Source organism: Streptomyces monticola (assembly GCF_042665355.1).
Lineage (GTDB): Bacteria > Actinomycetota > Actinomycetes > Streptomycetales > Streptomycetaceae > Streptomyces > Streptomyces monticola.
The window spans coordinates 22,350-43,258 of record NZ_JBHTCF010000022.1; the positions used below are offsets into that span (position 1 = coordinate 22,350).

The 20,909-nt window shown below is 71.4% G+C and carries 16 protein-coding genes; 10 read left to right on the forward strand and 6 right to left on the reverse strand.

Features of this window, described 5'->3' with window-relative positions:
* Window positions 1-92: 92 nt before the first annotated feature.
* From ACFQVC_RS35485 to ACFQVC_RS35495, 3 genes are all read right to left on the reverse strand, one after another.
* Window positions 93-995 carry a dihydrodipicolinate synthase family protein gene (locus ACFQVC_RS35485; protein ID WP_381838669.1) on the reverse strand — a complete coding sequence of 301 codons (903 nt, stop codon included), beginning with the start codon at window positions 993-995 and terminating at the stop codon, window positions 93-95.
* Window positions 996-1,000: 5 nt separating this feature from the next.
* A complete protein-coding gene (locus tag ACFQVC_RS35490; protein WP_381838480.1) occupies window positions 1,001-1,642 on the reverse strand; it encodes a GntR family transcriptional regulator in 642 nt (213 codons plus the stop codon).
* 328 nt (window positions 1,643-1,970) lie between these two features.
* Window positions 1,971-2,612, reverse strand: a complete 642-nt coding sequence (locus ACFQVC_RS35495) for a LysE family translocator (RefSeq protein WP_381838482.1) — start codon at window positions 2,610-2,612, stop codon at window positions 1,971-1,973.
* Between the two features lie 283 nt (window positions 2,613-2,895).
* Between ACFQVC_RS35495 and ACFQVC_RS35500 the strand changes: the two genes are divergently transcribed.
* Window positions 2,896-4,065, forward strand: coding sequence for a lactate 2-monooxygenase (locus ACFQVC_RS35500; protein WP_381838484.1), 1,170 nt, complete (start codon window positions 2,896-2,898; stop codon window positions 4,063-4,065).
* A complete protein-coding gene (locus ACFQVC_RS35505; protein ID WP_381838486.1) occupies window positions 4,062-5,042 on the forward strand; it encodes a 2-hydroxyacid dehydrogenase in 981 nt (326 codons plus the stop codon). Before ACFQVC_RS35500 ends, ACFQVC_RS35505 begins: the two co-directional genes overlap by 4 nt.
* An 18-nt stretch (window positions 5,043-5,060) precedes the next feature.
* Here ACFQVC_RS35505 and ACFQVC_RS35510 read toward each other — a convergent pair whose 3' ends face one another.
* A complete protein-coding gene (locus ACFQVC_RS35510; RefSeq protein ID WP_381838488.1) occupies window positions 5,061-5,495 on the reverse strand; it encodes a (2Fe-2S) ferredoxin domain-containing protein in 435 nt (144 codons plus the stop codon).
* Between the two features lie 127 nt (window positions 5,496-5,622).
* On the opposite strand from ACFQVC_RS35510, the gene ACFQVC_RS35515 reads away from it, so the two are divergent.
* From ACFQVC_RS35515 to ACFQVC_RS35525, 3 genes are all read left to right on the forward strand, one after another.
* The gene (locus tag ACFQVC_RS35515) at window positions 5,623-6,225 is read left to right on the forward strand and encodes a TetR/AcrR family transcriptional regulator (protein WP_381838490.1); all 603 of its coding nucleotides are present in this window, start codon (window positions 5,623-5,625) and stop codon (window positions 6,223-6,225) included.
* A gap of 153 nt (window positions 6,226-6,378) precedes the next feature.
* Window positions 6,379-7,338 carry an SMP-30/gluconolactonase/LRE family protein gene (locus tag ACFQVC_RS35520; RefSeq protein WP_381838492.1) on the forward strand — a complete coding sequence of 320 codons (960 nt, stop codon included), beginning with the start codon at window positions 6,379-6,381 and terminating at the stop codon, window positions 7,336-7,338.
* A gap of 63 nt (window positions 7,339-7,401) precedes the next feature.
* Window positions 7,402-11,001, forward strand: coding sequence for a protein kinase (locus ACFQVC_RS35525; protein WP_381838494.1), 3,600 nt, complete (start codon window positions 7,402-7,404; stop codon window positions 10,999-11,001).
* 104 nt (window positions 11,002-11,105) lie between these two features.
* Here ACFQVC_RS35525 and ACFQVC_RS35530 read toward each other — a convergent pair whose 3' ends face one another.
* On the reverse strand, window positions 11,106-11,582 hold the full coding sequence (locus tag ACFQVC_RS35530) for a hypothetical protein (RefSeq protein ID WP_381838496.1): 477 nt from the start codon (window positions 11,580-11,582) through the stop codon (window positions 11,106-11,108).
* Window positions 11,583-11,790: 208 nt separating this feature from the next.
* Here ACFQVC_RS35530 and ACFQVC_RS35535 point away from each other — a divergent pair, with 208 nt between their 5' ends.
* The 5 genes from ACFQVC_RS35535 (at window position 11,791) to ACFQVC_RS35555 (ending at window position 18,739) form a co-directional block, all read left to right on the forward strand.
* Entirely contained in the window at window positions 11,791-12,201 is a 411-nt protein-coding gene (locus tag ACFQVC_RS35535) for a VOC family protein (protein WP_381838497.1), read from the forward strand.
* A 99-nt stretch (window positions 12,202-12,300) separates the two neighbouring features.
* Window positions 12,301-14,706 (forward strand): ATP-binding cassette domain-containing protein, encoded by a 2,406-nt coding sequence (locus tag ACFQVC_RS35540; RefSeq protein WP_381838499.1) that lies wholly within the window; start codon window positions 12,301-12,303, stop codon window positions 14,704-14,706.
* Window positions 14,707-14,908: 202 nt separating this feature from the next.
* Complete coding sequence (locus ACFQVC_RS35545; protein ID WP_381838671.1) at window positions 14,909-15,283, forward strand: helix-turn-helix transcriptional regulator; 375 nt, start codon at window positions 14,909-14,911, stop codon at window positions 15,281-15,283.
* Between the two features lie 10 nt (window positions 15,284-15,293).
* Window positions 15,294-15,710: a VOC family protein gene (locus ACFQVC_RS35550; protein ID WP_381838501.1), complete on the forward strand. Its 417-nt coding sequence runs from the start codon at window positions 15,294-15,296 to the stop codon at window positions 15,708-15,710.
* Between the two features lie 746 nt (window positions 15,711-16,456).
* On the forward strand, window positions 16,457-18,739 hold the full coding sequence (locus ACFQVC_RS35555) for a glycoside hydrolase family 3 N-terminal domain-containing protein (RefSeq protein WP_381838503.1): 2,283 nt from the start codon (window positions 16,457-16,459) through the stop codon (window positions 18,737-18,739).
* On the opposite strand, the gene ACFQVC_RS35560 is transcribed toward ACFQVC_RS35555, so the two are convergent.
* Window positions 18,726-20,870 (reverse strand): MMPL family transporter, encoded by a 2,145-nt coding sequence (locus ACFQVC_RS35560; RefSeq protein ID WP_381838504.1) that lies wholly within the window; start codon window positions 20,868-20,870, stop codon window positions 18,726-18,728. The two genes, ACFQVC_RS35555 and ACFQVC_RS35560, sit on opposite strands and share 14 nt — an antisense overlap.
* Window positions 20,871-20,909: the final 39 nt, after the last annotated feature.

Sequence of the window (20,909 nt, forward strand, 5' to 3'; positions counted from 1 at the left end):
CGGGGGCTGCTCGGACCGCCTCTCCGGGCGCGGCTCGGACCGCCTCTCCGGGCGCGGCTCGGACCGCTCCACCGGAGACTGCTCGGGCCGGTTCATATGACCCACCCCGCGGCTATCGCGGCCACTTCGGCGCGCTCGGCCTCCGGCAGGAGCCTGCTGGGGGCGCGCACGTCGCGGCGGCACAGGCCGAGCGAGGCGAGGGCCTCCTTGACGACGGTGACGTTGTCGGCGGAGGCGTTGGCGGCGCGCAGTTCCTCGAATCGGCGGATCTGCTCCCACACCTTCATGGCGGCCGGGTAGTCACCGGATCGAAGCGCTTCGATCAAGTGCAACGAAAGACGCGGTGCGACATTCACGAGCCCTGAGGTGAAGCCCGAGGCACCCGCGGAGAAGTACGAGGGTGCGTACGGCTCGGCGAGCCCGGCGACCCAGACGAACCGTTCCAGTCCGGCGTCGCGCGCGAAAGCGGCGAACCGGGCCGCGTCCGGGACCGCGTACTTCACGCCGACGACATTGGGGCACAGGTCCGCGAGCTCGGCGAGGCGGACCCCCGCGAGCAGCGGGTTGCGCAGATAGGGCACGACGCCGAGTTCCGGCACGGCCTCGGCGATGGACCGGTGGTAGTCGACCCAGCCGGCGTCCGAGACATAGGGGTGGGCGGGCTGATGGACCATCACCATGCGCGCCCCGACGTCACGGGCGTGCCGTGCGGCGGCCACGGCTGTGGGGACGTCATGGCCGACGCCCACCAGGACGACGCCCCGCTCCCCCGCCTCCTCGACGGTCAACTCCGTGACGAGACGGCGTTCTTGGGGGGTGAGCGCATAGAACTCGCCGGTGTTGCCGTTCGGCGTGAGGGTGCGCACCCCGCTGTCGAGGAGCCGGCGCAGGAGGGCCCGGTGCGCGACCTCGTCGACGGTGCCGTCCGCCGCGAACGGGGTCACGGGGATGGCGACCACGTCGGCGAGGGCGGCGCGCTGGGTCTCGAAGTCGATGGCGGTCACTCCTGCTCCTCGGGGAAGGCGCGGTACACGAACGAGGCGATGTGGTCGCGCAGCGCGTCGGCGGCGGCGTCCGCGTCGCCCTCGTCGGCGAGGCGCAGGATCTCGCGGTGCTCGGCGGCCTCCCGCTCCCAGGAGGGTTCGGCGGCCCAGGCGACGGCGGCGACCAGGGCCGCCTGGTCACGGACCTCGTCGAGCATCCGGCCGAGCAGCGGATTGCCGCAGGCCAGATACAGGGAGCGGTGGAACTCCCGGTTGGCGAGGGAGCGTTGGGCCGTGTCGTCGGCCTCGTCGGCGCGGGCGAGCGCCTCCCGGGCGGCGTCGAGGGAGGCGCCGCGGCGTACGGCACGGCGTACCGCCTCGGGCTCCAGGAGCAGCCGCACGTCGTACACCTCGTGCGCCATGTCGGCGTCGACCATCCGCACGGTGGCGCCCTTGTACTGGCTCATGACGACTAGGCCGGTGCCGGCCAGGGTCTTGAGCGCCTCGCGCACGGGCGTCTTGGACACCCCGAACTGCTCGGCGAGCTCGGTCTCCACCAGCGCCTGCCCCGGGGGCAACTGCCCGGTCAGAATGCGGTGCTTGATCGCTTCAAGGACGAACTGCGTGCGGGAGGGAATGGGCGTCGGTACAGAGGTCATGCGCGCCTCTCGGATCTCGCATATCGCGTCTCATATATGACGCATGAAGTACGACGCGATGAAAGTAGGAGGCGCCCAGGGTTTCGTCAACGCTTTCGACAAGAAACCTTCACAGCGGACCGGAGGCACAACTCGCGGCCCAGGTCAGGGGGTTGGGCCGACGCCCGCTGCCCTTCCTTCCGCCCCGTCGACTGCCCTGCGGGTGCGTCGTGGCTGGTCGCTCCCCCAGCTACCGCTGGGGGACCCCCAGCCCGGCGGAGCCGCATATCGACACAGCCCCGCGCCCCTTTGGGGCGCAACGAACCGCACCGGACTTCCCCCTAACCGCTCAGTCCTTGCGTCCCGTCACCGCCACGCTCACACCCAGGCCGATCATGGTGAGACCGCCCGCGCCGCCGACCGCCGCGAGCCGCCGGGGCGAGCGCGCGAACCAGCCGCGCGCGGTGGCCGCGGCCAGGCCCCAGACACTGTCCATGACCAGCGCGATGGCGTTGAAGACCAGGCCGAGCAGCAGCATCTGCGCCGCCACGGCACCCTGCGCGGGGTCCACGAACTGCGGCAGTACGGCGGCGAAGAACACGATCGTCTTGGGGTTGGCCACACCGACCGCGAACCCCTCCCCCAGCGTGCGCAGACCGCCCTGCCCGGCCGGGGCCCCGCCGCTGAACACGGCCTGGAGGGAATGGCGTTTGCGTACCGCCTGTACGCCGAGGTAGACGAGATAGGCGGCGCCCGCGAGCTTCAGGGCCGTGAAGACGAGCACCGACCGCTCCACGATCGCCCCGACGCCGAAGGCGACGGCCACGACGAGGACGTACGCACCCAGCGCGTTGCCGACGACGGTCGTCAGCGCGGCGCGCCTGCCCTGGGCGAGTGCCCGGCCGATCACGAACAGGACGCTGGGTCCCGGCACGACGATGAGCAGGAAGGACATGGCGGCGAAGGCGAGCATCCGGTCGGTGGCTATCATGCCGCGCAGCCTAGCCACGACGGCCGCGCACGGCACGGGCCTTTCGACCCGTGGACCAGCCCCCCCCCGTGACCGTGACCCGGCGTCTCCGCCCCCTGGGCCCGCGGACCAGGCCCCGTGACCGTGACCCGGCGTCTCCGCCTCCCCGGCCCCGGAGCCCGTGGGCCGGAGCCCCCACTCACCCCGGTCGCCCCCACCCCTACGACCCCCGCACTCCGCCGTGCCAAGATCTCCGGCAGAGCACGCACGGGCAAGTACAAGGTCACGGGAGGGCTGAGTACCGATGGCGCAGCACTGGGCGGACTTTCAGTACGAGATCTATCTGAACGGCATGTCGGGCGCCGTACCGCGCCTACCCACCGATCTGACCCGGCTGGAGGAGATGGCCGAGCAGCGGCTCGGACCCGGCCCGGTCGGCTACGTGGCGGGCAGCGCCGGCAGCGGCAGCACCGCCGCGGCGAACCGGTCGGCGCTTGAGCGGCGCAGGATCGTGCCGCGGATGCTGCGCGATGTGCACGAGCGCGATCTGGCGGTGGAGATACTCGGGCGGCCGCTGCCCGCGCCGATGGCCCTCGCCCCCGTGGGCGTTCTGTCGATCATGCACCCGGGCGCCGAGCCCGCGGCGGCGCGCGCGGCCGCGGCGCACGGTGTGCCGTACATCCTCTCCTCCGCTTCGAGCACGCCGATGGAGCAGGTCGCCGAGGCGATGGGCGACGGCGAGCGGTGGTTCCAGCTGTACTGGGCCAAGGACCGCGAGGTCACGAAGAGCTTCCTCGACCGGGCGAAGGCGGCTGGTTTCACGGCGCTGTTCGTCACGCTCGACACTCCCCTGCTCGCCTGGCGGCCGCGCGATCTGGACCAGGCGTATCTGCCGTTCCTGCACGGCGTGGGCACCGCCAACCACTTCTCCGACCCGGCGTTCCAGGCAGGCCTCGCCAAGCCGGTGCACGAGGATCCGAACGCCGCCGTCATGCACTTCGTCGGCATGTTCGCCGACCCCGCGAAGACCTGGCCGGACCTGGCGTTCCTGCGCGAGAACTGGGACGGCCCGATCGTCCTCAAGGGCATCCTGCACCCCGACGACGCCCGGCTCGCCGCCGATGCCGGCATGGACGGCGTGGTCGTCTCCAACCACGGCGGCCGCCAGGTCGCGGGCTCCGTCGCCGCGGCCGACGCGCTGCCCCGGGTGGCCGAGGCGGTCGGCGACCGGCTCACCGTTCTCTTCGACAGCGGCATCCGCACCGGCGACGACATCTTCAAGGCCCTCGCCCTCGGCGCCCGCGGGGTCCTGGTCGGCCGGCCCTACGCCTATGGCCTGGGCCTCGACGGACAGCCCGGCGTCGAGCACGTGATCCGCTGTCTGCTCGCGGAGTTCGATCTGACCCTCGCTCTGACCGGTCACGCGGGCCCCACGACGGTCAGCGCGGACGACCTGATCGAGGAGTCCGCATGAGTACGAGCCTCAAGAACGTCCTGGCGATCGTCCCGCCCCACATGGGCGGCCGACGGTCCGGTACCGGGCTAGCCGCGCTCTTCGACGGGCGGGCCCGCGTCACGGTCGTCGAGGCCGCGGGCGAGGACCCCGCCGCCCTGCGCGCCGCCCATGTCATCGTCACCGCGCTCAGCCCGGTCACCGCCGAACACCTCGCCGCCGCACCGGAGTTGGAGCTCGTGCAGTGCGCCAGCCACGGCTTCGACTACGTCGACCTGGACGCGGCCCGCGCCCGGGGCGTCGCCGTCTGCACCATCGGCTCCAGCGGCGCGGAGCGGCAGAACGTCGCCGAGCAGACCTTCGCCCTGATCCTCGCCCTGGCCAAGCAGCTGATCCCGGCGCACACCGCGCTCACCGGCGGCGACTGGGCCCTGCCACGCCTGCAGTCCCATCTGACCGAGCTCTCCGGCAAGACCCTCGGCGTGGTCGGACTCGGCCACATCGGCCGCGAAGTCGCCCGTCGCGCGCTCGCGTTCGACATGGACGTGATCTACGCGGGGCCGCGCCGTGCGGCCCCCGAAACGGAGGCCCGCTGCGGCGACGCGCGCCACGTACCGCTCGATGAACTCCTGCGCACCGCCGACTACATCAGCCTGCACGCCCCGCTGACCGACTCCACCCGCCATCTCCTGGACGCCGAGCGGCTCGCCCTGCTCAAGCCCACCGCGTTTGTGATCAATACCGCCCGTGGGGCGCTGATCGACCAGGAGGCGCTCGCCGACGCCCTGGAGGCGGGCACCCTGGCCGGCGCGGGCATCGATGTCTTCGACCCCGAGCCGCCGCCGGCGACGCTGCGGCTCCTCAAGGCGCCACGGGTGGTGCTCTCACCGCATGTCGGGGGCGTCACCCGCGAGACGGTCGTACGCATCGCGCTCGCCGCCGTGCAGAACGCCGTCGACCACCTGGACGGGAAGCCGCCACGGGATGTGGTGTCGTAGCGGCCGGTCCGGCGTGCTTCACCGGCGGGCGGCCCGCGCCCGGGTCTCCCGTGGCGGGCGGACGAACTGCAGCTCCAGAGTGGGCGGTGGCGCGGCGATCCCGGGCCCGCCCGCGGCCGCCCAGGCAAGGAGTTCATCGGTGCAGTCGTCGTCCATGGCGAAGCCGATCCAGGTCGCGCGGCCGCCCGCGGCCCGCCCGGCGGTCGACGGCTGTACGACGATGACGTTGGCCTGGTCGCAGGGGCCGAGGCAGTCCGTCGCACGGACGGCGAAACCGCCCCGCGACTCGGCGGCACCGGCGCGCAGCCGGTCGAGCTGCCACGCGTGGTCGGTACCGGGGTGCTTGCGTGGATTGCCGCAGCAGCAGCCGCGGCACACGACCAGCGTGCAGGGGCGCCCGCGGGCCGCGCCGATGGTGGCCATGCGCCGGTTCGCTATCTGGGGTCGGTTCATCACCTGAAGCGTACGTGGGAGAGCCCGGTTCTAGTAATTCCCTCTAGTTCCGGGCCGGTTCCGAGCCAGTTCCGGGCCGGTTCCGAGCCAGTTCCGGGCCGGTTCCGGCTGAACTACCCTTGCCCCCGTGTCCCCTAAGCAGCAGCGCGGCGAGGCCACCGCCGACCGGCTCCTCACCACGGCGCTGCGGGTGTACGCGGAGGCCGGCCAGCAGGGCTTCACGGTGAACGCGGTCACCGCGGCCAGCGGCGTCAGCCTCGGCAGTCTGTACCACCACTTCGGCAGCTTCGACGGCCTGGCCGCCGCCCTGTACACGCGCTGCATGCGGGAGTTGTGCGACGAGGTGGTCACCGCCCTGCGCCGCACCCGTACCGCACGGACCGGAGTGCGCGCGTTCGTCCACGCCTATCTGCGCTTCACGGAGGAGCACCCGGATGCCGCGCTGTTCATCCACGCCTCCGCCCACTCCGGCTACCTCGCCGCACACGCCGACCAGATCCGCGCGGCCAAGGCGCCCATGCTGGAGGCCATCACGCGGTGGCTGCGGCCGCGCATCGAGGCCGGCGAAGTGGCGCCGCTGCCGGGCCCCGTGATCGAGGCCCTGGTCCTGGGCCCGGTCGCCGAGACCGCACACCGCTGGCTGTCGAGGACGTACGACGCCGATCTCGCCCAGGCCGCGCGTATCCTGCCCGACCGCATCTGGCGATCCCTTCGCCCCGACGGCGACTAGGGCGACGGGAACGACTGGAACGGCTGGAGCAACTGGCTGCAGACCACGGCAACTAGAAGATCCTTCTAGAAAAGCGCTTCAATGCTGTCACCCCTTCATGCACACTCCACGGGCACGCCCTCAACAGACCTCTCAAGCAAGGGAGTTGGCATCGTGACGCAGCGGGAACGGCGGCCCAATGGACACCGGACGGCCCTGGCCGCGGCCCTGTTGTCGGCGCTCCTCGTCGGCGGTACGCAGACTCCCGCAGCGGCGGCCGAAGCACAAAGCCCCGCTCCCTGCGCGCGGCAGGCCAGGACAGAAGTGTTCCGTGCGGGCGGCGCGCCCCTGCTCGACTGGCGCGAGAACCTGGAGTTCGACGGGCGCGGCACGCTGTGGGTCACCCACATCACCGGGCACCGCGTCGAGGCGTACGCCCCGGACGGCACCCTCAGGACCAGCTTTCCGCTGAACGGTCCCGGCGGCATCCGGCGCGGCCCGGACGGCATGATGTACGTCAACTACGGTGTGAACCCGCTCACTTCGGCCACCGGAAGCGGCGTGGTGCGGTTCGATCCGGCGGCCGCCGAGCCGCGGCCCGAGAAGGTCGTCGACGGCCTGTCGGGTATCAACGGCCTCGCCGTCGACGGCGAGGGCAATCTCTACCTCAGCCGCGAACTGGCCACCGGCATCCTCAAGGTCCGCCCGGACGGCACCGTCGACGAGCGCTGGACCAAGGCTGCGGACGTGTTCGGCGCCAACGGCCTGGAGATCGTCGGCGGGACGCTCTACGCCAGTGTCATCACCAGCACCTCGTCCCCCGTCGTCCGGATCCCCCTGGACGATCCGGGGAGCCACTCCACGGTCACCGAGCTGAGCCCGAACCCCCTGGAAGCCAAGCTGCTCGACGACCTCACGGCCCTCGACGGCGGGGGCGACCTCGTCGTCGCCTCCTTCCGCGACGGCGAGCTGATCCGCGTGGACCGCGACAGCGGCCGGTCCTGTGTCCTGGCGACCGGCCTGCGGACGCCGTGCAGCGTCCGCGTACCCCGTGGCTTCGGCGGGCACGATCCGCGCCGTGAGCTGTTCGTGGCCGAGGCCTCGGGCCGCATCGTTAAGGTGACTCTGCCCTGATGAGATGACTCTGCCCCGGTGCGGGGGCGGGGCGCGGCCGGGCGTGAGCGAGGAGGGGCTGAGGTGGGCGAGGTTCCCGCTGTCTGGCAGATCGGCGATGTCATCGACGGGCGCTACGAGGTCACGGACGTCCACCTGGCGGGCGCGATGGGCATCGTGCACCGCGTCCGGCATCTGGTCTGGGGCAGCGATCTGGCGGTCAAGAGCCCCTGGCCCGAGCTGTTCCAAAGGCCCGGGGACCAGGAGCGGTTCATCGCCGAGGCACAGACCTGGGTGTCGCTCGGTCTGCATCCCCATGTCTGCGGCTGCTACTACGTCCGCACCCTCGGCGGTGTCCCCCGGGTGTTCACCGAGTACGTCGGCGGCGGCAGCCTGGCCGACTGGATCGACGACCGGCGGCTGTACGAGGGCGGTCCCGGCCGGGCCGTACGCCGGATCCTGGATCTGGCGATCCAGATCTCGTGGGGCCTGGAACACGCCCACGAACAGGGCCTGGTGCACCAGGACATCAAGCCCGCCAACGTCCTTGTCGACGCGTCGGGCCCGGACGGCACCGCGCTGACCGCCAAGGTCACCGACTTCGGGCTCGCCCGTGCGCGGCAGGCGCTGCCCGCGCCGGTGCCGGGCGAACAGCCGCACAGCGGTACCGTCCTGGTCGCCAACGGCGGGATGACTCCCGCGTACGCCTCCCCCGAGCAGGCCGCGGGCCATCAGGTGGGCCGCCGCAGCGACATCTACAGCTTCGCCGTATCGGTCCTGGAGATGTTCACCGGCGGCATCGACTGGCCGCGCGGCACCGCGGGCGACGCCCTCGCCGCGTATCTCGCCGACGGGCCCGCCGAGGCCGGTCTGCCCGAACTGCCCGCCGATGTCGGTGAGTTGCTCGCCGAGTGTCTGCGCAGGCACCCCGCCGACCGGCCGCCCGCGATGAGCGAGGTCACCGAGCGGCTCACCGCCCTCTACCGGCGCGCGACGGGGCGCGGCTATCCGGGCACCCGGCCGGTGGCGGCGGATCTGCGCGCCGACGAGTTCAACAACCACGCGCTCTCGCTGCTCGACCTGGGCCGCACCGCGGACGCCGAGGAGACCTTCGCGCTCGCCCTGGCCGCCGATCCGCAACACCCTCAAGCCACGTACAACGCGGGCCTGTTGCAGTGGCGCCGCGGCGCCCTGACGGACGAGGACCTCGTCGCCAGGACGGAGGCGGCCGCCGCGGCGGCGGACGCCCCGTGGCAGGCCCGCCATCTCCTGGCCCTGGCCCATCTGGAGCGCGGCGACCTCGCGTCGGCGGGCCCGCTGCTCGACACCGCCGTACGCGCGGCGCCGGGCGAGGCCGATGTCGAGGCGACCGTACGCACCGTCCGCTCGGGCTCGGTCCCGCACGCCCGCTGTGTCGCCACCGGCGGCGGGCACTGGCAGCGCGACCCCGGCGTGTACATGGAGATACCCCCGCACGCCGCCGCCCGTGAGGTCCCGGTCAGGATCAGCGGCGACGGCCAGGTCGCGGTGACCGGTGACCGCGAGGGCGTGGTGCGGGTGTGGAACGTCCCCGACGGCCGCTGTCTGCACGCCTTCCGGGAACACGACGGGCGGGTGCTGTCCGTCGACGTCACCGACGACGGCCGCTTCGCCGTCTCCGTGGGCGCCGGGCACGTGGCCGTACGGGATCTCACCGACGGCCGCCTGCGGTGGACGTTCCCGTCCGACGATCCCCATGGGTACGTCTGGGTGTGGTCGGTCCGGATCAGCGCGGGCGGCGGCTTCGTCGTCGGCGCGGGCGCGGACGGCCGGGTACTCGTCTGGGACTGCCGGGCCGACGGGGCCCGCCGTGAGCTGGCCGGGCACAGCAGCGGCGTCTCCCTCGTCGAGGTGGGCGACGGCGGCCGGTTCGCGCTCTCCTCGGGCGGCGACGACACCGCCCGCCTTTGGGATCTGTACTCCGGCGAGTGCCGGCAGGTGCTCGAACTGGCCGAAGCACCCGTGGCGTTGGCGCTCAGCGGTGACGCGAGCCGCGCCGTGACCGGTGACCACGACGGCTCGCTGCGCCTGTGGGACCTGCGCAGCGGTGTCTGCCTGCGCACCTTGACGGGGCATGTCGGCGAGGTCAAGGCGCTGTCCCTGAGCGCCGACGCACGGCATCTGCTGTCCTGCGGCAAGGACCGCTCCGTGCGGTACTGGGATCTGGACGCCGGGCGCTGTCTGCGTACCTTCCGCGGGCACGAGGACACGGTGAGCGCGGTGCGCCTGGGCAGCGGGTTCGGGATCTCCGCGGCCCAGGACAACACCACCCGCTGGTGGACGCTGCCGGGCACCTCCTTCGCCGGCACGGTGCAGCTGGCCCGCCCGCGCCCGCCCGCCGAGCTCAACGAACTGGTCGACCTAGTCGCCGAGTCGGTCGCCGCCGCCGAGGACGCCATGGCCGCGGGGGACCACGCGTCGGCCCTCGCCCTGCTCACCCGGGCCCGCGCCCTGCCCGGCCACGAGCGCTCCGCCACGGCCCTGTCCGCGTGGCGGGCCCTCGACCGGTGCTCGGCCCGGGTCGGTCTGCGCACCGCGTGGGAGTCACGCACCCTCGAAGGGCCCGAGCACGTACGGCATGTCGCGCTCTCCGCCGACGGCCGCATCGGCGCGTCCTCGTCCTACCGCGGCACAGAGGTCCGGGTCTGGGACCTGGGCAGCGGTACCTGTGTGCACACCCTCGACGTGAAGGAGCCCACGGCGCTCTGGCTGAGCCCCGACGGCCGCCGCCTTCGCACGGTGGGCGACGGCGAGCTGCGCACCTGGCGCGTCTCCACCGGCGAGTGCCTGAGCACGGTGCGCCTGGGCAGTCAGGCGTGGGCGGCGGCCCGGTTCAGCGCCGACGGGCGTACGGTGCTTGTCCGTTCGGACGGCGTCATCCGCTCGGACGGCCTGATCCGCGCCTGGGACGTGGACAGCGGCAAGCCCTGGCCGCACGCCATCGAAGGCCCCGACCGGCTGCACACGCTGTGGGTCGACACGGACAGCCGCCGCGCCCTGGGCGATGAATTCACCGCATCCGCCGACTCCGTGGCCGGTGCGCTCCGGGTGTGGGACCTGGACAGCGGGCGGTGCCTGCACGTCCTGGAAGGCCACACCAGCTGGCTGCCCTCGGTGTGCCTCAGCCCGGACGGACGCCACGCGCTGTCCACCAGCCTGGACAAGACCATCCGGCTCTGGGACATCACGACCGGCACCCAGGTGCGCACCTTCGAGGCGCACCCCGGGCACGCGGCCGCGCTGTCCTTCGTCGGCGACGGACGCTGGGCGCTGTCCGGCGGCTCCGACGGCACCCTGCGCCTGTGGGACGTCGCCACCGGCCGCTGCGTGCGCACCCTCACCGGCCACCAGAAGGGGGTGTCGGCCCTCGCCGTGGCGCCGGGCGGGCACTTCGTGCTGTCCGGCAGCGACGACGGGGCCGTACGGCTCTGGGAGTTCGACTGGGAGCTCGACGCCCGCGAGCCGTGCGACTGGGACGACGGCGCTCTCCCCTACGCCGAGATGTTCCTGCGCCGCCACGGCCCGCAGTGGCCGGAGGCCGCCTTCGAGGCACTCCTCGACCGCCTGCGGGACGTCGGCTACGGCTGGCTGCGCGCCGAGGGCGTACGCGCCCGGCTCAGGGAACTGGCACTGCTGATGCCATGACCGGCCTTGCGGATGTCGTGACCGGCACCGCGGATGCCATGACTGGCACCGCGGATGCCATGAGGGCGCGGGGCCGTGCGTCGAGTACGTCGGTCCCGCGGACGCTACGCCGGCACCACGGCCTTGATGAACTCCGCGATGGCGGTGAGCTGCACGACGTCCATGACCCCCTTCGCCCCCAGCCACTCCACCGCGTGCCGCGTCTCCTCGTCCAGGGGCTTCGCCTTGACGCTCTCCTCGACGAACGCGGCGAGCACCTTGTCCACGTCCTGCCGGGTCAGCTGCGACTCCTCCCACTGCTTGGAGACGGCCTGGGCCTTGGCGATGACGGGCTTGAGGTCCGGGCGCTTCAGCAGCGTCGGCAGTACGTCCTCCGTGGCGGCGGCGATCTTCGTGCTCTGGGACGCGCTGAGCTCGGGCGCGTAGCGGGCGAGGAAGGTGCGGACGGCCTGGCGGATGTCGTCGTCGGCGACGGTGGCCGCCGCGGGACGCTCAGCGGCGGCGAACGCCGGCACCGTGGCGGTGGCGCCGAGGGTGAGGGCCAGGAGGGACGCGGCGGCGATCCGGGACATTCGGGACATGGGTGTTCCCTTGCGGTGAGAGACGGCTCCCCGAGACAGCACCCACTCTCGTCCGGCCTCCCATGGCGCGCTTGTTCGAGTCGGCCACTCGTGTGGCGCCGCCCGGGCTCGCCGCCGCACGCGGAACGGACTGCGTACGGCCGAGGCGCCCCGAACCGGTCAGGAATGGAGAAGCCCCGGTCACCGGCCCGCGGCTAGCGTGACTGTCATGGACCTCACCATCCACTGGACCTTCCTCCCGCACGACGACCCGAAGGCCTCACTCGCCTTCTACCGCGACCTCCTCGGCTTCGAGGTCCGCAATGACGTCGGCTACGACGGGATGCGCTGGATCACGGTCGGCCCCGCGGGCCGGCCCGGCACGGCGATCGTCCTGCAGCCGCCCGCCGCGGACCCCGGGGTCACCGACGACGAGCGCCGCACCATCACCGAGATGATGGCCAAGGGCACCTACGCCGCGATCACCCTGGCCACCGCCGACCTCGACGACACCTTCACGCGGTTGCAGGCCGGCGGCGCCGAGGTCGTCCAGGAGCCGATCCAGCAGCCGTACGGCGTGCGCGACTGCGCCTTCCGCGATCCCGCGGGCAATCTCGTCCGCATCAACGAACTCCCCTGAGCGTTGCCGTGACCGCGCCGACGACGTAGAACCAGACCTCGTAGCAGGCCTTGCGGCCGCAGTGACACGACGGCAGCCCGCCGCGGAGAAGGAGACATGATGAGCAGAGCCAAGAAGACGGGCCCGCAGTCGCCTGCGCCGCGCGCCGCCGAGAGCCACGATCTGATCCGTGTGCACGGCGCACGCGAGAACAACCTCAAGGACGTCAGCGTCGAGATCCCGAAGCGCCAGCTGACGGTGTTCACCGGTGTCTCGGGATCGGGCAAGAGCTCGCTGGTGTTCAACACGATCGCGGCCGAGTCGCAGCGGCTCATCAACGAGACGTACAGCACCTTCGTACAGGGCTTCATGCCGTCGATGGCACGGCCCGAGGTCGATGTGCTGGACGGTCTGACCACGGCGATCACCGTCGGCCAGCAGCGCCTCGGCGGCGACCCGCGCTCCACGGTCGGCACCGTCACCGACGCCAACGCGATGCTGCGGGTCCTCTTCAGCCGGCTCGGCAAGCCGCACATCGGACCGCCCAGCGCCTACTCCTTCAACACCGCGTCGGTCCGGGCGAGCGGTGGCATCACCGTCGAGCGCGGCGCGGCCAGGACCAAGACGGTCAAGGCGACCTTCAACCGCACCGGCGGCATGTGCACGCGCTGCGAGGGCCGCGGCTCCGTCTCCGACATCGATCTCAGCCAGCTCTACGACGACTCCAAGTCGCTCGGCGAGGGCGCTTTCACCATTCCCGGCTGGAAGTCGGACAGCCAGTGGACCGTGCAGGTCTACGCCCAGTCCGGCTTCGTCGACCCGGACAAGCCGATCCGCAAGTACACCAAGAAGGAACTGCGCGACTTCCTGTACGGGGAGCCGGTGAAGGTGAAGGTCAACGGCGTGAACCTCACCTACGAAGGTCTGATTCCCAAGATCCAGAAGTCGTTCCTGTCCAAGGACAAGGAGTCGATGCAGCCGCACATCCGGGCCTTCGTGGAGCGGGCGGTCACCTTCACCACCTGCCCCGAATGCGAGGGCACCCGGCTGAGCGAGGGCGCCAGGTCCTCGAAGATCAAGCGCAAGAGCATCGCCGACGCCTGCGCGATGGAGATCAGGGATCTGGCCGAGTGGATCCGCGGCCTCAAGGAGCCGTCGATGGCTCCGCTCCTGACGGCGCTGCAGCAGACCCTCGACTCGTTCGTGGAGATCGGCCTCGGCTATCTGTCCCTGAACCGGGCGTCGGGCACGCTGTCGGGTGGCGAGGCGCAGCGCGTCAAGATGATCCGCCACCTCGGCTCCTCGCTCACTGATGTCACCTATGTCTTCGACGAGCCCACCGCCGGTCTGCACCCGCATGACATCCAGCGGATGAACAAGCTGCTCCTGCGCCTGCGGGACAAGGGCAACACGGTGCTCGTCGTGGAGCACAAGCCCGAGGTCATCGCGATCGCCGACCATGTCGTCGACCTCGGCCCCGGCGCCGGCACGGAGGGCGGCACCGTCTGCTTCGAAGGCACCGTCGAAGGGCTGCAGGCGGGCGACACCATCACCGGCCGCCACCTCGACGACCGGGCCGCCCTGAAAAAGGCGGTGCGCGAGCCCACCGGCGCCCTGGAGGTCCGCGGTGCGCAGGCGAACAACCTGCGGAACGTCGATGTCGACATCCCGCTCGGAGTGCTCACCGTCATCACCGGCGTCGCCGGTTCGGGCAAGAGCTCCCTCGTGCACGGGTCGATGGCCCGACAGGCCGGGGCCGAGGGCGTGGTGTCGGTCGACCAGAGCCCGATCAAGGGCTCGCGGCGCAGCAACCCGGCGACGTACACCGGGCTTCTCGACCCGATCCGCAAGGCGTTCGCGAAGGCCAACGACGTGAAGCCGGCGCTCTTCAGCGCCAACTCCGAGGGCGCCTGCCCCACTTGCAACGGCGCCGGTGTCATCTACAGCGATCTGGCGATCATGGCCGGTGTCGCCACCCCTTGCGAGGACTGCGAGGGGAAGCGGTTCGAGGCATCGGTCCTCGAGTACACGCTCGGCGGCCGCGACATCAGCGAGGTGCTCGCGATGTCGGTGGCCCAGGCCGAGGAGTTCTTCGGCGCGGGCGAGGCGCACACCCCGGCCGCGCACCGCATCCTCCAGCGGCTCTCCGACGTCGGCCTCGGCTATCTCACCATCGGCCAGCCGCTGACGACGCTGTCCGGCGGCGAGCGGCAGCGCCTCAAGCTGGCCACGCACATGGCGGACAAGGGCGGCGTCTACGTCCTCGACGAGCCGACCAACGGCCTGCACCTCGCCGACGTCGAGCAGCTGCTCGGCCTGCTCGACCGGCTCGTGGACGCCGGCAAGTCGGTGATCGTCATCGAGCACCACCAGGCGGTCATGGCGCACGCGGACTGGATCATCGACCTCGGCCCGGGCGCGGGCCACGACGGCGGCAAGGTCGTCTTCGAGGGCACCCCCGCCGATCTCGTCGCCGCCCGCTCCACGCTCACCGGGGAACACCTTGCGGACTACGTCGCCACCTGAGCCATCTGTTTCACCTGGGTCTCCTGGGCCTCCTGGGTCTCCCGAGGCCCTTGGGCGGGGCCGCTCGTCCGGGTCGTCCGGGCTCCCCGTCGCCTCGTGCAGGTTCCTCTTCAGCGGCCGCCCCGCGCGGCCGCTGTGGGAAACTGACCGGGTGACGCAGAACCTGGACGACCTCGTTCGGCTGCGGCGGGCCCGCGACCGGATGGACCGTGACTACGCCGAGCCGCTGGACGTTCCGGCGCTCGCGCAGGCCGCCCTGATGTCGCCGGGGCACTTCTCCCGCAGCTTCCGCGCCGCCTTCGGCCAGACCCCGTACAGCTATCTGATGACCCGCCGCGTCGAGCGGGCCAAGGCCCTGCTGCGGCGCGGCGATCTCACGGTGACCGAGGTCTGTTTCGCCGTCGGCTGTACCTCCCTCGGGTCGTTCAGCTCACGCTTCACCGAGCTGGTCGGCGAGAGCCCGAGTGCCTACCGTGCGCGCGACCATCAGGACGCCGCCGCCATCCCGGCGTGCATGACCAAGATCCATACCCGGCCGGTACGGAATCGGGGCGCGAACCCCGCCGGTCAGCCTTAGCGTGGAAACCATGGACCTCACTCTTTCCCAGTGCTTCATCGCCGTCGACGACCACGACAAGGCGCTCGCGTTCTACCGCGATGTGCTCGGCCTGGAAGTCCGCAACGACGTCGGGTACGAGGGGATGCGCTGGGTGACCGTCGGATCGCCCTCGCAGCCGGGCGTGAACATCGTCCTCGAGCCGCCGCTCGCCGATCCGGACGCCTCGCCCGCCGACAAGCAGGCGATGGCGGAGCTGATGGCCAAGGGCCTGCTGCGCGGTGTCATCTTCTCCACGGACGACTGCGATGCCACCTTCAAGCGCATCAGCGAAGCGGGCGGTGAAGTGCTGCAGGAGCCGATGGACCAGTTCTACGGCGTCCGCGACTGCGCGTTCCGCGACCCGGCGGGCAATCTGCTGCGCTTCACCCAGCCCCTCGCCCAGTAGCGTCGGCCGCGCTTCGCCCGGCTTCATCCCTCGTTCGATCCGCCCTCGGCAGGGGAACCCGAGGCGGCCGCCGCCGGAGCAGGGAGCCGCACGCGGCGGCGGCCGCGGCGCGGGGCAGGCAGACCAAGCCCTCGCGCACACCGTCCGCACCGGCAGTTGCAGGGCGCGTGCTGGAGAACGCCCCTGTGCGGGGACACGTCCGCCGACGGGACGGCGGGGCCGGATGTCCCGTGCTCAAGGACATCGGTGCACCCAACTCGCAGCGTAGAGCGAAGCTTTGGCCATGGATAGTGCGGTTTCGGGCACTACGGCACCCGTGGGCTTCCAGGACCCCACCCTCCCGGGTCATGGCCGCACGTCAACGCGGCACCCGACCGGCTACGGTTCCGCTCCACCCCAATACCCCGCCCCCATAAGGCCGTTGGCGGCAGTATGGCCACTATCGAGATCCGCAGCTCCTTTCCCGCCCACAGCGCCACCTTGCGCGGGGCCTACTGGCTGGATTCACCGCCGCCGCATCCGGGCGACTGCTCCTGGTGCCGTCAGCTGCCGGGGACCGTGCGGGCGCCGGTGCCGACGCCGGGGAACACTCCCGCCGCTTCCACCACTCCTGCCATGGCCGCAACACGCGCCCAGGACGCAGTACGTCATAACTCTTGACCCGCCAGTAACGAGAACGTAGCTTCCCTTCAATTCTTGTATCCAGCACGTGAAATGCGGCTGCTCGACGATTGGGAAGCGAATCCATGCCGGAGCTACGAAGGCGTACCCTGCTGTCCGCGATCGGTGTCACCGCCGCCGCGTCGACCGTCGTGACCAGTGGAGCCACCGGCGCACAGGCCACCTTCGGGGAGCGGGCGGCCCGCAGGGACGAGGTCGAGCGCAAGGTCAAGGATCTGCTCGACCGTATGACTCTCGAAGAGAAGCTGGGGCAGGTCCAGCAGCTGCCCTGGTCCTGGGATCTCAACCCGGGCTCCGGTGACACGAAGGAGGTCGAGGAGGCGGCGCGCTCGGGCCGGCTCGGCTCGGTGCTCAGCATCTTCGGCGCGGAGGCCACGAACGAACTGCAGCGGCTCGCCGTCGAGGAGTCACGGCTCGGCGTCCCGCTGCTCTTCGGCCTCGACGTGATCCACGGCTTCTGGACCAACTTCCCCATCCCGCTCGCCCAGGCGGCCAGCTTCGACCCGGAGGTGGCGCGCCGCGACGCCCAGGTCTCGGCGAAGGAGGCCCGCTCCAACGGTGTGCACTGGGCGTTCTCGCCGATGATGGACGTCACGCACGAGCCGCGCTGGGGCCGGATCGCCGAGAGCAACGGCGAAGACCCTTATCTGACCGCGCAGTTGGCCGCCGCGAAGGTCAAGGGTTACCAGGGCTCCGGATACGGCGAGAAGGAGACGCTCGCCGCCTGCGCCAAGCACTTCGTCGCGTACGGCGCCCCCGAGGGCGGCCGTGACTACAACACCGTCGACGTATCGGAGTCACGTCTGCGCAATCTCTATCTGCCGCCGTTCAAGGCGGCGTTGGAGGCGGGCGCGGAGACGGTGATGGCGTCGTTCAACACCGTCAGCGGCGTGCCCGCGCACGGCAACACCCACACCCTGACCGACATCCTCAAGGACGAGTGGGACTTCGACGGCTTCGTCGTCAGCGACTGGACCGGCGTCCAGGAACTGATCGCGCACGGCTTCGCGGGCGACGGCGCGGACGCGGCGCGGCTCGCCCTGAACGCCGGTGTCGACATGGAGATGACGAGCACCAACGTGGCCGAGCACGGCAAGAAGCTGGTGCGCTCCGGGAAGGTCAGCGAGCACCGCCTCGATGACGCGGTGGCGCGCATCCTGCGCCTGAAGTTCACCCTCGGCCTCTTCGACGACCCCTACGTCGACGAGGACAAGGCCATCACGCGGCCCACCGCCGCGGCCCGCGAGGCCGCGCGCGAGGCGGGCGCCCGCTCGATGGTGCTCCTGAAGAACGAGGACGGGGCGCTGCCCCTGAAGAAGTCCGTCAACTCCCTTGCCGTAGTGGGGCCGTTCGCGGACTCGGGCGATCTGCTCGGTACCTGGGTGGTGCCCGCGTCGGCCGAGAAGTTCCCCGCGGTGAAGGTCCTCGACGCGGTGAAGCGGGCCGTACCGGACGCGAAGGTGACGTACGCCCGCGGTGTGGACCCGCAGGGCGAGGACACCGGCGGGATCGCCGACGCGGTGGCGGCGGCGAAGGCGGCCGACGTCACGGTGGTCGTCGTGGGCGAGCCGCCGGCGCTGAGCGGTGAGGCGGCCGTGCGCAGCGACATCTCACTGCCCGGCGCGCAGGAGAAGCTGATCGAGGCGATCGCCGCGACCGGCAGGCCGTTCGTGGTCGTACTCGTCAACGGCCGCCCGCTGACCATCGGCGACTGGCTGGCGAAGGCCCCGGCCGTCCTCGAGGCCTGGCACCCCGGCACCGAGGCGGGCAACGCCATCGCGGACGTGCTGTTCGGCACGGTCAACCCGGGCGGCAAGCTGCCGGTGTCCTTCCCGCGCGCGGTCGGCCAGATCCCCATTCACTACAACCACGAGTCGACGGGCCGCCCCTACGACCCGGACAACAAGTTCACGTCGAAGTATCTGGACCTGCCGCCCGACCCGCAGTTCGCCTTCGGCCACGGCCTCAGCTATACGACGTTCACGATCGGCGCTCCGGAGCTGAGCCGCAGCAGCGTGCCGGTGGGTGCGCTGCGCAAGGGCGACACGGTGCAGGTCGCGGTCTCCGTGCGCAACACCGGACGGCGGGCCGGCGACGAGGTCGTACAGCTCTATCTGCGCGATGTCACCGCGTCGCTCACCCAGCCGGTGCGCAGGCTGCGCGGCTTCAGGCGGGTCACCCTCGACGCGGGCGCCTCGACCACGGTGCGCTTCCAGCTCGGCGCCGACGACCTGGGGTTCTGGACGAATGATTCGCGCGGTGAATTCCTCGTGGAGGAAGGGGAGTTCGAGGTGTACGTGGGCAACAGCTCGCAGGCGAAGGCGAAGAAGAAGCTCACGGTGACCTGAGGGGGTCCGAAGGCGGCCGGGGCTCGGCGGGCGTGCGTGTGCGGTCCCCGTGCCCCGGCCACCAGGCCGAGTGCCCGATGAGCGCGGTGAGCGCCGGGGTGAAGACCATCGCCATGACGAAGGCGGCGACGAGGATGCCGAAGGAGAGCGCGAACCCCATCTGGGCGAGCGTCGAGTTGCCCGCGAGGGTCAGGGTGGCGAAGGTGCCCGCCAGGATCACCCCGGCCGCGGCGATGGTGGGTCCCGAGTGCCGTACGGCCGTGCCCGCGGCGTCATGCGGATCGCGTCCCTCGCGGGCCTCCTCGCGCAGCCGGGACACCATCAGGATGTTGTAGTCGGTGCCGAGGGCCACCACGAACAAGTACATGATCACCGGGAGCATGAACATCAGGCCCGGCTGGCTGCCGATCTGGGTGAACAGGAACGAGGTCGCGCCGAGTGTGGCGCCGAAGCCGAGGGCCACGGACAGCATCAGGTACCAGGGCGCGACCAGGCTGCGAAGCAGCAGGGCCAGGATGACCATGATGCAGACGGCGGCGACGGGGAACACCACCGAATAGTCCCTGTCCACCGCCTTGTTGATGTCGGTGTAGACGGCGGTGATACCGCCGACGAGCGCCTCGTTCCCGGCCCCGGCCGCCTCGTGCGCGGCGGGGCGCAGACGGTCCTTGACCGTGGCGATGGCCGCGTCGGACGCGGGCGGGTCGGCCAGGACGACGGAGTAGCGGGCGGTGGAGCGGTCCGGGCTGAGCTGCGGCTCGCTCACGCTGCCCACGCCCCCGACACCGGAGACGGCCTTCTTGAAGGCGGCGGTACCGCTGTCGTCGAGAGCGCCGCCGCCGGTGCTCGTGAGGTAGATCTCGGTGGGGTCGGTGGTGCCCGCGGGGAAGCCCTTCTCCAGGTTCTTGAGCGCGACCATCGACTCCTTGGTCTGCGGCAGCGAGGAGGTGGCGAGGTCGAAGTTGGCCCGGTAGCCGAGGGCGCCGAGCGCGAGGACGCCCATGAAGAGGGCGGAGACCACGGCCCAGACGGCGGGTCGCCGGCCGATGGCGGCGCCGAGCTTCGCGAATCCGGTGCCGTGCGGCTGCTCGTGCCAGGACTTCGACGGCCAGAACACCTTCGTACCGAGCAGGGAGACGACGGCCGGCACCAGCGTGAGCCCGGCGAGCAGGGTGACGAACACGGCGATGGCCAGGGCCGGGCCCATCGACTTGAGCATGCCGAGCGTGGACAGGGACAGCGCGGCGAAGGCCACGATGACGGCCCCGGCGGCGGAGGCGATGGCCTCGCCGACCCGCTCGACGGCGTGCACCATGCCGCCCTTGGGGTCCTCGCCCGCACGCAGCGCCTCCCGGTAGCGGAAGAGCAGGAACAGGATGTAGTCGGTGCCGACGCCGAACAGGACGACGGTCAGGAGCTCCTGGATCGAGGAGTCGGCCTTCATGTCGAAGAGCTTGTTCGCGGCGGCGATCAGGCCCGTGGCCATGGGCGAGATGAGGCCGATGAGGACCACGGGCAACAGCGCGATGATGGGGCTGCGGAAGATGGCGAGCAGCAGCACGATGATGATCACGACGGTGCCGACGCCGACGAGGACGCCGGCCCGTTTCGAGGCGTCCGACTCGTCCAGGGCCTGCGCCGCCGAGCCGGTGACGCCGGCGCTCAGATCGGTGCCCTTGAGCTCTCGCTGCAGATCCCCGCGCAGGGTCTTGACCGCGTCCTGCTGAGAGGTGTCCTCCGGGCTGGTGATCTTGGGCATGGCGACCATGGCGGTCTGCACCAGCTTGTTGGGCGAGACCGGTCCCGGGGCGATGCCCTCGATCTTGGGGATCTTCTCGGCGGCCAGGGACTGGGCGATTCGGGTGACCGCCGCCGAGTCCGCGGCGGACAGCTGCTTGCCGTCAGCGCGCTCGAAGACGACCACGGCGCCGACGTTCCGCTGCTGCGGGAACTCCTTCGCCTGGACGTCCGACGCCCGGATGGACTCGTAGCTCTTGGGCAGGAAGCTGGCCTCGTCGCTGCTGGAGGTCAGCTTGGGCGCGAAGGAGACCACCGCCACCGCCGCGACCACCCAGGCGGCGATGACCCACCAGGGACGCCGCACGACAAACCGGCCCAGACCAGCGAACATCGCGCTCCGCCTCCTGCCGCTCGCCCCCGTCCGCCATTG

Bases quoted from the DNA above. Each gene is read 5' to 3' on its own strand.
- ACFQVC_RS35510 (WP_381838488.1), bottom strand. From the start codon at position 5,495: ATGAACCGACCCCAGATAGCGAACCGGCGCATGGCCACCATCGGCGCG.
- ACFQVC_RS35550 (WP_381838501.1), top strand. From the start codon at position 15,294: ATGGACCTCACTCTTTCCCAGTGCTTCATCGCCGTCGACGACCACGAC.
- ACFQVC_RS35535 (WP_381838497.1), top strand. From the start codon at position 11,791: ATGGACCTCACCATCCACTGGACCTTCCTCCCGCACGACGACCCGAAG.
- ACFQVC_RS35540 (WP_381838499.1), top strand. From the start codon at position 12,301: ATGAGCAGAGCCAAGAAGACGGGCCCGCAGTCGCCTGCGCCGCGCGCC.
- ACFQVC_RS35495 (WP_381838482.1), bottom strand. From the start codon at position 2,612: ATGATAGCCACCGACCGGATGCTCGCCTTCGCCGCCATGTCCTTCCTG.
- ACFQVC_RS35505 (WP_381838486.1), top strand. From the start codon at position 4,062: ATGAGTACGAGCCTCAAGAACGTCCTGGCGATCGTCCCGCCCCACATG.
- ACFQVC_RS35545 (WP_381838671.1), top strand. From the start codon at position 14,909: ATGGACCGTGACTACGCCGAGCCGCTGGACGTTCCGGCGCTCGCGCAG.
- ACFQVC_RS35490 (WP_381838480.1), bottom strand. From the start codon at position 1,642: ATGACCTCTGTACCGACGCCCATTCCCTCCCGCACGCAGTTCGTCCTT.
- ACFQVC_RS35500 (WP_381838484.1), top strand. From the start codon at position 2,896: ATGGCGCAGCACTGGGCGGACTTTCAGTACGAGATCTATCTGAACGGC.
- ACFQVC_RS35560 (WP_381838504.1), bottom strand. From the start codon at position 20,870: ATGTTCGCTGGTCTGGGCCGGTTTGTCGTGCGGCGTCCCTGGTGGGTC.
- ACFQVC_RS35555 (WP_381838503.1), top strand. From the start codon at position 16,457: ATGCCGGAGCTACGAAGGCGTACCCTGCTGTCCGCGATCGGTGTCACC.
- ACFQVC_RS35530 (WP_381838496.1), bottom strand. From the start codon at position 11,582: ATGTCCCGAATGTCCCGGATCGCCGCCGCGTCCCTCCTGGCCCTCACC.